This is a genomic window from Mesorhizobium sp. M0276, assembly GCF_040321755.1.
Taxonomy (GTDB): domain Bacteria; phylum Pseudomonadota; class Alphaproteobacteria; order Rhizobiales; family Rhizobiaceae; genus Mesorhizobium.
The window spans coordinates 24623-36847 of record NZ_JAMYSC010000035.1 but is presented as its reverse complement, the minus strand read 5'-3'; the positions used below and the strand labels follow the sequence as shown (position 1 = coordinate 36847).

Annotated in this window: 12 protein-coding genes; 1 reads left to right on the top strand and 11 read right to left on the bottom strand. The window is 61.7% G+C overall.

All coding sequences use genetic code 11. The features are described from left to right. Window positions 1–4: 4 nt before the first annotated feature. The 10 genes from fabZ to NKJ01_RS24615 form a co-directional block, all read right to left on the bottom strand. On the bottom strand, window positions 5–472 hold the full coding sequence (gene fabZ / locus NKJ01_RS24660; protein WP_023759240.1) for a 3-hydroxyacyl-ACP dehydratase FabZ: 468 nt from the start codon (window positions 470–472) through the stop codon (window positions 5–7). Continuing rightward, window positions 465–1523, bottom strand: a complete 1059-nt coding sequence (gene lpxD / locus NKJ01_RS24655; protein ID WP_023759241.1) for a UDP-3-O-(3-hydroxymyristoyl)glucosamine N-acyltransferase — start codon at window positions 1521–1523, stop codon at window positions 465–467. Before lpxD ends, fabZ begins: the two co-directional genes overlap by 8 nt. 76 nt (window positions 1524–1599) lie before the next feature. Further along, window positions 1600–3972 (bottom strand): outer membrane protein assembly factor BamA, encoded by a 2373-nt coding sequence (gene bamA / locus NKJ01_RS24650; RefSeq protein ID WP_352607478.1) that lies wholly within the window; start codon window positions 3970–3972, stop codon window positions 1600–1602. Between the two features lie 217 nt (window positions 3973–4189). After that, window positions 4190–5332, bottom strand: coding sequence for an RIP metalloprotease RseP (rseP, locus tag NKJ01_RS24645; protein ID WP_352731749.1), 1143 nt, complete (start codon window positions 5330–5332; stop codon window positions 4190–4192). A gap of 103 nt (window positions 5333–5435) precedes the next feature. Further along, on the bottom strand, window positions 5436–6251 hold the full coding sequence (locus NKJ01_RS24640) for a phosphatidate cytidylyltransferase (RefSeq protein WP_352731747.1): 816 nt from the start codon (window positions 6249–6251) through the stop codon (window positions 5436–5438). Further along, on the bottom strand, window positions 6248–6982 hold the full coding sequence (locus tag NKJ01_RS24635) for an isoprenyl transferase (RefSeq protein ID WP_023759246.1): 735 nt from the start codon (window positions 6980–6982) through the stop codon (window positions 6248–6250). The genes NKJ01_RS24640 and NKJ01_RS24635 overlap by 4 nt, the downstream gene beginning before the upstream one ends. Window positions 6983–7016: 34 nt before the next feature. Next, window positions 7017–7571: a ribosome recycling factor gene (gene frr, locus NKJ01_RS24630; protein WP_352731745.1), complete on the bottom strand. Its 555-nt coding sequence runs from the start codon at window positions 7569–7571 to the stop codon at window positions 7017–7019. A gap of 87 nt (window positions 7572–7658) precedes the next feature. Continuing rightward, window positions 7659–8381 carry a UMP kinase gene (gene pyrH, locus NKJ01_RS24625; RefSeq protein ID WP_023759248.1) on the bottom strand — a complete coding sequence of 241 codons (723 nt, stop codon included), beginning with the start codon at window positions 8379–8381 and terminating at the stop codon, window positions 7659–7661. A gap of 146 nt (window positions 8382–8527) precedes the next feature. After that, window positions 8528–9637 (bottom strand): aldo/keto reductase, encoded by a 1110-nt coding sequence (locus NKJ01_RS24620; protein ID WP_352731743.1) that lies wholly within the window; start codon window positions 9635–9637, stop codon window positions 8528–8530. 37 nt (window positions 9638–9674) lie between these two features. Next, window positions 9675–10217, bottom strand: a complete 543-nt coding sequence (locus NKJ01_RS24615) for a nuclear transport factor 2 family protein (protein ID WP_352731741.1) — start codon at window positions 10215–10217, stop codon at window positions 9675–9677. A 129-nt stretch (window positions 10218–10346) separates the two neighbouring features. Between NKJ01_RS24615 and NKJ01_RS24610 the strand changes: the two genes are divergently transcribed. Then, the gene (locus NKJ01_RS24610) at window positions 10347–11282 is read left to right on the top strand and encodes a LysR family transcriptional regulator (protein WP_352606244.1); all 936 of its coding nucleotides are present in this window, start codon (window positions 10347–10349) and stop codon (window positions 11280–11282) included. Between the two features lie 12 nt (window positions 11283–11294). On the opposite strand, the gene tsf is transcribed toward NKJ01_RS24610, so the two are convergent. After that, a complete protein-coding gene (gene tsf, locus NKJ01_RS24605; RefSeq protein WP_352606242.1) occupies window positions 11295–12215 on the bottom strand; it encodes a translation elongation factor Ts in 921 nt (306 codons plus the stop codon). Window positions 12216–12225 lie beyond the last annotated feature (10 nt).

Here is a 12225-nt window from a genome sequence, read left to right as displayed (position 1 = left end):
ATCGTCAGTCGCTGGTGACCATCATGGCTGAAATCTCGGCCTCGGCCGCCTTGGCGCCGTCGACCATGGCTTCACAAGCGAATTTGAGCAGATTGCCGCGTTTCTTGATTTTCTTGACATAGATCTTCAACTGGTCGCCGGGGACGACCGGTTTGCGGAATTTGGCGTTGTCGATGGTCAGGAAATAGACCAGCGACGGCTTTTCAGTCCCGAGGCTACGGATGCAGATGGCACCAGCCGTCTGCGCCATCGCTTCGACGATAAGCACACCTGGCATCACAGGCTGCTCTGGAAAATGCCCCTGAAAATGTGGCTCGTTTATGGTCACGTTCTTGATGCCGACGGCGGACTCGTCGCCATCGATGTCGACGATGCGATCGATCATCAGGAACGGATAGCGGTGCGGCAAGAGCTTTATCAGCCCCATAATGTCGACCGCTTCCAGCGTCGTCGACGCGATCATGTCAGCCATTGCCTCCCTCGCCCTTTTTGCGGCTCCTGGCGAGCTTGCGCAGCATGGCTATCTCCCGCATGGCTTCCGCCATCGGCTGTGCCGGATAACCGCCCCAGATCTCGCCTGCAGGGACATTGCTCATAAATCCACTTCTGGCGGCAAGCTTGGCCCCTGTCCCGATGGTTAGGTGATCCGCAAGCCCGACGCCACCGCCCATTGTGACATTGTCACCTACGACCACGGACCCAGAAATACCCGAAAGCCCGGCGATTATGCAATTGCGACCGATGCGAACGTTATGGGCGATCTGCACGAGATTGTCGATTTTGGTACCCTGGCCGATGATCGTATCGGACATGGCGCCGCGATCGACGGTGGTGTTGGAGCCGATCTCGACGTCGTCCTGAATGACGACACGGCCGATCTGCGGCACGCGTTCCGGGCCCTTGGCGCCACCGACGAAGCCAAAACCATCCTGGCCGATCCTGGCACCGCCATGGATGATGACGCGGTTGCCGATCAAGGCATACTGGATGCTGGCGCCGGGACCGACATAACCGTCGCGGCCGATCTGGCAGGATTGTCCGATGACCGCATTGGGCGCGATGACGGTACCGCTGCCGATCGACGCTCCCGGCCCGATGACCGCTCCGGCCTCGACGATGGCACCTGCTTCGACATGCGCGGTCACATCGACATGAGCATGCGGCGAGACACCGGTTTCACTGGTCATCGGTCCCGGCGTCGCCGCCCTCGGAAACAGCAGCCGTCCGACCAGCGCGAAGGCCTGCTGCGGACGGGCATGAACCAGAACGGCCATGCCGGCCGGCGCCTTGCCGGCAAATTCCGCCGGACACAGCACCGCGGCCGCCCGCAGCGACGGCATCAGCGCGGAATTACGCCTGCCGTCGACAAATACGAGCGCATTCTCACCGCCTTCGCTGGCCGGCGCGAGCGCATCGATGAAAATATCGGATTGGCCGGAATCGACAAGCACCGAGCCGGTCAGATTCGCGACTTCGCCCGCCGTATACCGGCGTGATGGCGCGAAGAACACCGGATCGGTCATTCCAGAAGCTATATCCAGCTAGATCGGAACATTTTCTCCCGGACCTTAAAGACCCGGGAGCATCGTTGGCCACCGATCAGAAGCGGGTCGATATGCCGAAGTTGAATTCCTGCACATCGTCGGACGCTTCCTTCTTGACCGGGATCGCATAGTCGATACGGATCGGACCGAACGGCGACGCCCACATAAGGCCGACACCGACCGAGGCGCGCAGCTTCATGTCGACCGACGACTGGTCGACCAAATCGTGGGCGACCTTGCTGCCGTAGAGCGTTGCCGCGTCCGCAAACACCGCGCCGCGCAGGCCGAAACTCTCCGGAACTACCGGCAGCGGGAACTGGGCTTCCGCCGAAGCATTGAAATAGGTGGTGCCGCCCAGGTGGTCGCCCGCACCATCACTGTCGACGGGACCAATGCCACCGTAAGCGAAGCCGCGGATCATTCGGTCGCTGCTCTGGAAGTGATCGAACACGCGCAGATCGCCATCGCCGCCGTAGCCTTCGACATGACCGGCGCCGCCCGAAATAAGCCCGACCAGATCATATTGCTCAGACAACGTCTGGTAGATGCTGCCCCGTCCGGTGATCTTGACGAACTTTGCATCGCCACCGAGACCTGCAACCTCCACAGTCGTGTTGGCGTAGATACCCTCATGCGGGTTCTTCATGTCGTCGATAGTGTTGTAGACCAGCCCCAGGCTGACAGAAGACTTGATCCATGGACTTTGCTCTATGCCATCCAGGATAGCGTCTGAAACCTTGCACTTAAGGGGGTCATAAACGCCATCGGTCACGCAACCATCATCCAGCTTGTATTTCTCTTGCGAGATGTTGTACGCGAGCTGCGTCGAGATGCTGTCCGTGATCGGCAGACCGAAGCGAACGGTCGCACCCGTGGTGTCGCTGTCGTAGTGATCGTAGTTCCGGGTCTGCTTAAAGATGTCGAAGCCGGCAGCGATACGCCGTCCGAGGAAATAGGGCTCGGTGAAGGACAGGCTGTAATCGCGCGAATTCTTGCCGCCGCCTGCCGACACCTTGATGAACTGGCCACGACCAAGGAAGTTGCGCTCGGTGATCGACCCTTCGACGGATGGGCCAGCCGTATCGCCACCGGTCGAATAGCCAGCACCAACCGAGAATTCACCGGTCGACTTCTCGACCACGTCGACCACCAGAACGACCTGGTCAGGCTGCGAGCCCGGAACGGTCGAGATATCGACTTTGTCAAAGTAATTAAGGTTTTCCAGACGCTTCTTCGCGCGCTGGATGAGCACCTGGTTGAAGGCGTCGCCCTCACTGACGTCAAACTCGCGACGGATGACATAATCGCGCGTGCGGTCGTTGCCACGGATCTCGATGCGCTCGATATAGGCTTTGGTGCCTTGGTCGATCGTGTAGACCACCGAAATGGTGTGGTTTTCGAAATTGCGGTCGCCGCGTGGCGTCACCTGCGCGAAGGCATAGCCGGAACCGGCCACCTTCTCGGTCAGGGCAATGATGGAATCCTCGACGTCCTTGGCGTTGTAGACGTCGCCCTTGCGGGTCTCGATCACCGATTCCAGTGCCTTGCCGTCTACTTCCGGGATCGTGCTTTCGACGCTGACGTCACCGAATGTGTAGCGGTCGCCTTCCTGGACGGTAATGGTGACCGTGTACTTGTTCGTCGCGCTGTCGAGTTCGCCGACTGCGGACACGACCTGGAAGTCGGCATAGCCGTGATTGTAGTAGAAGCGGCGCAGCAGTTCCTGGTCGGCGCGCAGCTTGTCCTCGTCATAGACGTCGTCGCGCAGGATGAACGAAACCCACGACGAACGCTTGGTATTGATCACATCCGACAGGCGGCGGCTCGAATAGGCGCTGTTGCCGACGAAATTGATCGCCGCGATTTGCGTACGTTCGCCTTCGGTGATGTTGAAGACCACGTTCACGCGGTTGTCGCCGAGCTGCATGACCTGAGTGGTCACTGTCACATCGTCCCGGCCGATACGTTTGTAGGCAGCCTTGATCGATTCGACGTCGGCATCGAGCGTTGCCTGCGAGAACGTCCCGCGCGGCTTCAGCTGCACCGCCGCCGCAAGCGCATTGTCCTTGAGCTTCTTGTTGTTCTGGAACAGCACCTGGTTGACGACCTGGTACTCGGCAACCTTGACCACCAGGGTCGATCCGACCTGGTTGATCTGCACATCCGAGAACAGGCCGGTGCCGAACAGCGCCTTGATGGCGCTGTCGATATCGGAACTGGAGAACGCCTTGCCCGGCTTGATGGTGATGTAATTGCGGATTGTCTCAGCGTCGATACGCTGGTTGCCGCTCACTTCGACTCTGCTGACGACAGCGGCTTCGGCCGCCGATGTGGCAACGAACTGCACTGCGAGAGCGCCTGGCACGACAAGAGCCGCGGACAGGGTCACCGCGGAAGCGGCGCTCAGAAACTTGGATGCTGCCTTCATCGGGCTTAATAACCTTTTCTCGTAGTCCCCACGGCGAGAAAACCGGACGTGCGGTAATTTCCCCTACCGTATTAACCGGATTTTCCCTACACGCAAGGCTTCTGGTTAATTTGTATTTACTTAGCCTTGCGGCGTGGCTTTCGCGTCACTCATATCCCCGTGCATGGTAAACGGCGTCTCAACACCGGCCATGCAGAAGCCGAATTTCTTCATGATTTCAGCATCCAAACAGATCGTTCCAGAAAACGAACCCCATGAAGCACAGCACCAGAAGCAACCCGGCCCGATAGGCCATTTCCATCATCCGTTCCGACACCGGACGGCGAATGACGGCCTCCACCCCGTAGAACAGGAGATGGCCGCCGTCGAGGGGGGGAATCGGCAAAAGGTTGAGAAACCCGATGCCAACCGACAGCATTGCAACCAGCTGCACGAGCCATTCGAATCCCAGTTTCGCCGCCTTGCCGGCCATGTCCGCGATCTTCACGGGGCCGCCCAGCTGACATTTGTCCTCGCGCCCAACGACAAAGCGCTGCAGGAACTGGCCGGTGCGCTGGATGACATGCCCGGTTTCCTGGACGGCCGCTGCAACCGCCCCGACGGGTGTGTAGGTGACGAGTCGCGGCTGGCCGAGTTCCTTGTTGTTGACGACGCCGATCACGGCGACCTTGACCTTGTTGCCGAGCGCGTCTTCCTGTTCCATTAGCCGCGGCGCCGCGGTCACCGTGACCTCCTTGCCGCCGCGCAGCATGACGAAGGTAATAATGTCGTCGGCGCGGCCCGAGACCAGGCGCTGGACGTCGCCAAAGGTTTCGACCTTGTTGCCGTCGACGCTGACGAATCGATCGCCGGGCAGGATGCCGGCCTTCGCCGCCGGGCTGTCGGCCGTCACCTCGGCCACCATCGGCTCCGCGACATAACGGCCATAGGCAGTGAACAGCACGGCAAAGACGACGATCGTCAGCAGGAAATTGAACACTGGCCCGGCCACCACTGTTGCCGCGCGCTTCCAGATCGGCTGCGTGTGAAAGGCGACCTTGCGCTCTTCCTCCGTCAGCGTCTTGAGTTCTTCCGACGAGGGCTGGCTCGAGGTGGCGCTCATGTCGCCGACGAATTTGACATAGCCGCCAAGCGGTATCGCGCAGAGTTTCCAGCGCGTGCCGTGGCTGTCGTTGAAGCCGATGAGTTCCGGACCGAAGCCGATCGAGAAGGCCTTGACGCCGATGCCGCACCAGCGCCCGACAAGGTAATGGCCCATCTCATGGACGAATACGACCACGGTCAGCACGAAGAGGAACGGCACCAGCGTGCCGAGGACAAAGCCTTCTGTGCTGAAAAGCGCGTGAAGAATCTCGTTCAAGACAAACCCTCAAATTCTTCCACAGCGCGGATTGCGCCGTGACTGTGACACCAATCCGGGCGAATCCAAGGCGCATCGCGCATCGGACCTGAAATGACACCACTCAAACGGGGAACAGACCCTGCGCCGGATGATCGGCGGTCGCCGAAATCCAGCCAATGACGTATAGGGCGAAAGCCGCCGCGACAAGCCCATCGACGCGATCCATCACGCCACCATGGCCTGGGATCAGCGTACCCGAATCCTTGCGGCCGTGGCGGCGTTTGACCCAGGATTCAAACAGGTCCCCGGCCTGTGAGACAATTGACAGCACGAGCGCCACCAGGCTGAGCAACACCAGGTTGCCGACACCGGCAATGGCGCCGAGGATCAGCCCCGCGACGACGCCTCCGACAGCGCCGCCGAGCGCGCCGCTGCGTGTCTTGCCAGGTGAGATCGCCGGCGCCAGCTTCGGGCCTCCAACCGCACGGCCAACGAAATAGGCAAAGATATCGGTGGCCCAGACGACCGCGAACAGGAACAGGATGGCGACAAGGCCCGAACGGTCACCGTCGCGCAGCAAGGCCAGCGACAGGCCTGAAACGGCAGCATAGGCAAGACCGCTCGCGTCCCATTGCCCGGCCTTGCGGACCGATGCGGCAATCGCCGTTGTGGCAACCATGACCACGACAAATGGCAACAGCCAGGACGCGCCAAGGCCGCCAATCAAGGCGCCAATGAAGACAACCAGCAGCGCTTCCGGCAGAAAAGCCAGACCCGTGGCCCCGGCCGGGCGCGACATGCGGGTCCATTCATAGAAGATGACCCCAGCGATCACGGCGCACAGCAAGCGGAACGGCAGACCGCCGAGCCAGGTCAAGCCAAGGGTGATGATGGCAAGCACGATCGCCGAAATGACGCGCAGCCGGAGATTGCTCATCCCGCGGCCGGTCGCGAAGCGACGTCCTGGGCTCCAAGTCCGCCGAATCGGCGTTCGCGGCCGGCAAATTCACGCAACGCCTCGGCAAGATGCTCGCGGCTGAAGTCGGGCCAATAACAAGGCAGGAAGACGAGCTCGCTATAGGCGGCCTGCCACAAAAGGAAGTTCGACAGCCGGAGCTCGCCGCTGGTGCGGATGACCAGCTCGGGGTCGGGAATGCCATGCGTGTCGAGGGCGCCGGCAAAGCTTTCGGCTGATATCGCGTCGCTCTCGAGTTCGCCACGCGCCACCGCCGAAGCAAGCTTGCGCGCCGTGCGCACGATCTCGTCGCGTCCGCCATAGTTGAAGGCGATCACCAGCGTCAGCGATTCATTGGCTGATGTCAGCGATTCGGCCTCGTCGAGCAGCCCCCTGATATCGGGCTGCAGCCCTGCCCTGTCGCCGATGATTCTGATCCGCACGCCACTCTGGTGCAGTTCGGCCAGGTCCCGGCGGATGAACATTTTCAGGAGGCCCATCAGGTCGCTGACCTCGGACTTCGGCCGCGACCAGTTCTCCGACGAGAACGCATAGACGGTCAGGTAGGAGATGCCGAGCCCGGGTGCGGCGCGCACCGTCTTGCGCAGCGCCTCGACGCCGGCACGATGGCCCGCAAGACGAGGCATGCCGCGCGCCTTGGCCCAGCGTCCGTTTCCGTCCATGATGATCGCGACATGCGCGGGCGTTGCCATGTTCTCGCTTTCGGGTCAGCCTATGGCCACGACCCTAAACCTGCATGATTTCAGCTTCCTTATCGGAAAGCAGGTGGTCAATGGTGCTGATCGTCTCGTCGGTAAGTTTCTGGACCTGGTCCGAGCGCTTGCGCTGATCGTCTTCGCTGATCTCGCCGTCCTTCTCCGCTTTCTTCAGGAAGTCCATGCCGTCGCGGCGCACATGGCGCGCGGCGACCCGGGCATTCTCGGCATAGGTGTGCGAGATCTTGACCAGTTCCTTGCGACGCTGTTCGTTGAGTTCGGGCAGTGGAATTCTGAGATTGGTGCCGTCGACGATCGGATTGAAACCCAGATTGGATTCGCGGATGGCGCGGGCGCCCGCGCCGACCATCGACTTGTCCCAGACCGATACCGAGATCATACGAGGCTCCGGCACCGAGACGTTGGCGACCTGGTTGATCGGCATCGTGGTGCCATAGGCCTGCACCTGGATCGCATCGAGCAGATTGCTGGAGGCGCGACCGGTCCGCAGCGAAGCCAGATCATGCTTGAACGCTGCGATTGCTCCATCCATGCGCCGCTTGAGATCGTCGTACTCACCACTCATCTTAATCTCCTCGACCCGTCTGACGCGGGTTCACTGCTTCGGGGCCGTGTTCGAGCCTGCTTCCCTTTCTTCGGGATCAGGCCCGGGTCAATCGTCCGTGACGACCGTGCAGCGGCCGCCGCCCCTTAGAATATCGCCGAAACCACCTTTTTCGTGGATCGAATAGACGATTATCGGAATGTTGTTTTCGCGCGCAAGTGCAATCGCTGCCGTATCCATGATGGAAAGGCCGCGATTTATGACTTCGCCATGGCTGATGCGCTCGAAACGTGTCGCATTTGGGTCCTTCTTCGGGTCCGCCGAGTAGACCCCGTCGACCTGGGTGCCCTTGAACAGCGCGTCGGCGCCGATTTCAGCCGCGCGAAGTGCAGCGGCCGAATCAGTGGTGAAGAACGGATTGCCGGTGCCGCCGGCAAAGATCACCACCTTGCCCTGATTCATGTAGCTGGTCGCCTGGCGCTGCGAAAAACTCTCGCAAAGCTCAGGCATGGCGATAGCCGAAAGCACCACGGCGTCGACACCGATCTTGTTCAATGACGTGCGCAGCGCCAGCGAATTGATGACCGTCGCAAGCATGCCCATGTGGTCGCCGGTGACACGGTCGCCGCCCTTGGAAGCAACGGCCACGCCACGAAAGATATTGCCGCCGCCGATGACGACGCCGACCTCGATGCCCAGTGCACGCGCCTCGGCGATGTCGCCGGCGATGCGATCGACGACCGAAACGTCGATGCCGAAATGCTGTTCGCCCATCAATGCTTCGCCCGACGCTTTCAGCAAGACACGTCGGTAGAGGGGCTTCACCGTCATCTGGTCCTCGTCATTTGCGTGTGGCGCGTTCCGGGTGGCAACCCTCGCGCAGTCACCGCCCCGAACAATCGCGTTCCGATACACGAAGGGCGCCGCGATGTCACGCGGCGCCCGACCGGCAAATTGGTGGTAACCTGCCGGATCGATCAGTCGGCGGACACGCTGGCTGGCTCGCCCTCGACAAGCACCGGCGATGCGTAGCCGGAGGGCTTGTCGCCGGTTGCGGCACCGCCTGTGACGCGCGCCTGTATCTGCGGCCCGAAATAGGAATAGGGGAACGACGCGGGCGTTCTGCTGACCGAATCCAGCCGGTCGCGAAGCCCTGGCGGAATCTCGAAGTCCAGCGCGCCAAGATTGTCCTGTATCTGGGCCAGCGTGGTCGCACCAATGATGACGGTGGCGATCCCCGGCTGCGTCGCCACCCAGTTGAGCGCGACCTGTGGCATGCTGCGGCCGAGTTCGGATGCAACCTTCTCGAGTTCGGCCACGATGGCCCAGTTACGCTTAGTGAATTTCTGGAAGCCCGGATGCGTCGAATTGCGGAACCCGTCGAGCCGGCCCACATTTCCGGCCCGGGCCGGCCGATACTTGCCGCTGAGCAGCCCGCCGGCGAGCGGGCTCCAGACCATGATGCCGGCGCCATGGCGCAAGCCGAAAGGCACGAACTCGTTCTCGATCGCGCGTTCGGCCAGGGAATATTCGAGTTGCAGGGCCGAAACCGGCTCATATCCGCGCAGTTCGGCAATCGTCTGCGCGCGCCCCGCATACCAGGCCGGCACATCGGACAGGCCGACATGGCGCACCTTGCCCATCCGCACCAGGTCATCCAGCGTACGCATGACCTCTTCGGCCGGCGTCAGCCTGTCCCACACATGCATGAGATAGAGATCGATATAGTCAGTGCCCAACCGCTTCAGTGAGGCATCAACCGCCCGCATAATGTTCTTGCGGCCGTTGCCGCCGGCATTCGGATTGCCCGGCTGCATGTTCATGGTGAACTTGCTGGCGATCACCGCGGTGTCGCGCAAGCCTCGCTCGGCGATGAATTCGCCAAGCCAGGCTTCGGCCGTGCCGCCAGTGTAGAGGTCCGCCGTATCCAAGAAATTTCCGCCCGCCTCGACGTAGGCGTCGAACATGGCGCGGGCCGTGTCCCTGTCTGCTCCCCACCCCCATTCCTTGCCGAAAGTCATCGTGCCGAGCGCCAGCCGGCTGACCCTGAGGCCGCTGTTGCCGAGCGTGTAATAGGTCATGGTCATGATCGTCTTCCAATGCTTGCTGGTGAATGCCGTGGCGTCACTGGCCCGCCGTGTCATTGCCCGGGGTTGCCTTGACCCACGGGTTGCCGCGCTCATGCGTCATGTGGAACGCGAAGCCGTCGACCTTCCAGCCGGCGGCGGAGCGCGTCAAGTGATGCTCATAGGTGCCCCAGACTTCCCAATGCGGGTCGCCATTGCCCTCCATCCGGTTCCAGGCATAGCCGTTCGAACGGACCGTCGCCGTGTTCGCCTGGAGAGCGACCTGATGGTTGGTGCGCAGATGCAGGCTTGTCTTGCTACCCTTGAGGTTGCCGGCCCAGGCGCCGATCAGGTCGTCGGAGGCGATGTTGGCCGCCGGCTGCCCGGACAGGCTGCTGAAATCGGCGGTGACCCGATCCGCGAAATAGCTGCGCGCCAGTTTCCAGTCCTGCGCGTCGACGGCGCGGTCGATGCCATCGGCTATCCGGATGACCGCGCGTTCGTCCGCTAGCGCCTGCCAGCCGGAAGGTTCCGCCCCGCCGGTATCAATGGGCGCCAGCGCCATGCCTGCCGCGAACGTTACGTGCTTCAACGCATTCATGTCTCTCCTCCTGATGCCATCAGTCGATCGGCAAAGTGTGGGCGCCGATGTGTTGGCGACAAAGTAGACCACTGAATCGGCGTCGATAAGATTGCATAGTTCGCAAAGACAATGCGATATTGCTCATGAATGGACCGCGATCTCCTCATACATTTGCCTGTGATCGTTGCCGTTGCCCGGCGCGGCGGGTTCGCGCTTGCGGCGGCCGAACTCGGCATGAGCCCGTCAGCGGTCAGCCATGCCGTGCGGCTGGTCGAGGAGCGTATCGGCCAGCCCTTGTTCGCACGCACGACGCGCAGCGTTTCGCTGACCGAAGCCGGAAAGGCGTTGGTGGAGACCGCGGCCCCTGCCCTTCAGGATATTGGTGAACGGATCGACCGAATCCGCAGCGTCAAGGGCAGGCCCTCCGGCCTGCTCAGGATCAACGCCTCCACCATCGCGATTCCATTGGCGGTGACGCCTGTCGTCGCGGCGATGGCCGAGCGCTATCCGGACGTTACGGTGGAGATTTTCGCCGACCAGGGGCTGGTCGACATCGTCGGCGAAGGCTTTGATGCGGGCATCCGGCTGGGCGAGATGATCGCGCAGGACATGGTGGCCGTGCGGCTCACGCCTCCGTTCAAAGCCGTCATCGTCGCCTCTCCCGACTATATCGGACGCCGCGGCCGTCCGCGTTGCGTCGCCGATCTCGCCAACCACAATTGCATCGGCTACCGGCTTGTCCGCTCCGGTGCCCTCTATCGCTGGGATTTGACCGAAGATGGCAAGGATGTCGTCATGGAGACCGGCGGTACGGCCATCGTCACGGATTCGCTCGCGGCGATTGCCCTGGCGCTTGCCGGAGTGGGCCTTGCCTATATGTTCGAGCCGCTGGCGCGCGCCGATCTTGCGGCCGGCCGCCTGGTGCAGGTTCTGCCGCAGTCGGCAATCGAGGAACCCGGCCTTTTCCTCTATTTCCCGCGCCGGGCGGCGATGGCGCCGAAACTGCGGGCCTTTATCGACACCGCACAAGAAATCGGCCGGACATCCCTGCGGACATCCGGCCGAAAAACGCTTTCGGAATAAAGCGGTAGGAAGTTACTTCTTGACCGCGGCCGCGACTTCCGCCGCGAAATCGGTCTCTTCCTTCTCGATGCCCTCGCCCAGCGCAAAGCGCAGGTAAGCCGTGATCTTGGCCGGCGCGCCGATGTCCTTCTCGGCATCCTTCAGCGCCTTCTCGACGGTGATGTCGGGATTGAGCACGAAAGCCTGCTTCAGCAGCACGACCTCCTCGTAGAACTTGCGCAGACGGCCTTCGACCATCTTCTCGATAATCGCTTCCGGCTTGCCGGATTGGCGCGCTTGGTCGGAGAAGATCGCCTTCTCGCGTTCGACCGCGGCCGGATCGATCTGCTCAGCGGTCAGCGCCATCGGATTGGTGGCGGCAACATGCATGGCGACCTGACGAGCGAAAGCATGCGCTGCATGCTCGTTGCCCGTGGTCTCGATGGCGACCAGAACGCCGAGCTTGCCGAGACCATCGGCAACCGCGTTGTGGACGTAGGTCGCGACGGCACCGTGCGGAACGGTCAGCTTGGCCGAACGGCGGAAGCCCATGTTCTCGCCAATGGTGCCGACAGCGTCCTTGATTGTATCGGCAACCGACTTGTCAGAACCCGGATACTTTGCGGCAGCCACAGCTTCTGTCGTGCCATAGGCCAGAGCAACCTTGGCAATTTTGGCGACGATTTCCTGGAACGCGGCATTGCGGGCAACGAAGTCGGTCTCGGAATTGACTTCTACCACGGCAGCCTCGCGAACGCCGGAATCGACGCCGATCAGGCCTTCAGCCGCGGTACGTCCAGCCTTCTTGTCGGCCTTGGAAATACCCTTCTTGCGCAGCCAGTCGACGGCTTCTTCCATGTTGCCGTTGGTCTCGGTCAACGCCGCCTTGCAATCCATCATGCCCGCGCCGGTCAAGTCGCGGAGTTCTTTGACCTGTGCAGCCGAAATGCTCATTGTCGCCTCT

What these genes read in the sequence shown, in the direction of transcription:
- NKJ01_RS24610 (WP_352606244.1), top strand. Translation starts at nt 10,347, where the DNA reads ATGGACCGCGATCTCCTCATACATTTGCCTGTGATCGTTGCCGTTGCC.
- frr (WP_352731745.1), bottom strand. Translation starts at nt 7,571, where the DNA reads ATGAGTGGTGAGTACGACGATCTCAAGCGGCGCATGGATGGAGCAATC.
- tsf (WP_352606242.1), bottom strand. Translation starts at nt 12,215, where the DNA reads ATGAGCATTTCGGCTGCACAGGTCAAAGAACTCCGCGACTTGACCGGC.
- NKJ01_RS24635 (WP_023759246.1), bottom strand. Translation starts at nt 6,982, where the DNA reads ATGGCAACGCCCGCGCATGTCGCGATCATCATGGACGGAAACGGACGC.
- NKJ01_RS24615 (WP_352731741.1), bottom strand. Translation starts at nt 10,217, where the DNA reads ATGAATGCGTTGAAGCACGTAACGTTCGCGGCAGGCATGGCGCTGGCG.
- bamA (WP_352607478.1), bottom strand. Translation starts at nt 3,972, where the DNA reads ATGAAGGCAGCATCCAAGTTTCTGAGCGCCGCTTCCGCGGTGACCCTG.
- pyrH (WP_023759248.1), bottom strand. Translation starts at nt 8,381, where the DNA reads ATGACGGTGAAGCCCCTCTACCGACGTGTCTTGCTGAAAGCGTCGGGC.
- fabZ (WP_023759240.1), bottom strand. Translation starts at nt 472, where the DNA reads ATGGCTGACATGATCGCGTCGACGACGCTGGAAGCGGTCGACATTATG.
- lpxD (WP_023759241.1), bottom strand. Translation starts at nt 1,523, where the DNA reads ATGACCGATCCGGTGTTCTTCGCGCCATCACGCCGGTATACGGCGGGC.
- NKJ01_RS24640 (WP_352731747.1), bottom strand. Translation starts at nt 6,251, where the DNA reads ATGAGCAATCTCCGGCTGCGCGTCATTTCGGCGATCGTGCTTGCCATC.
- NKJ01_RS24620 (WP_352731743.1), bottom strand. Translation starts at nt 9,637, where the DNA reads ATGACCATGACCTATTACACGCTCGGCAACAGCGGCCTCAGGGTCAGC.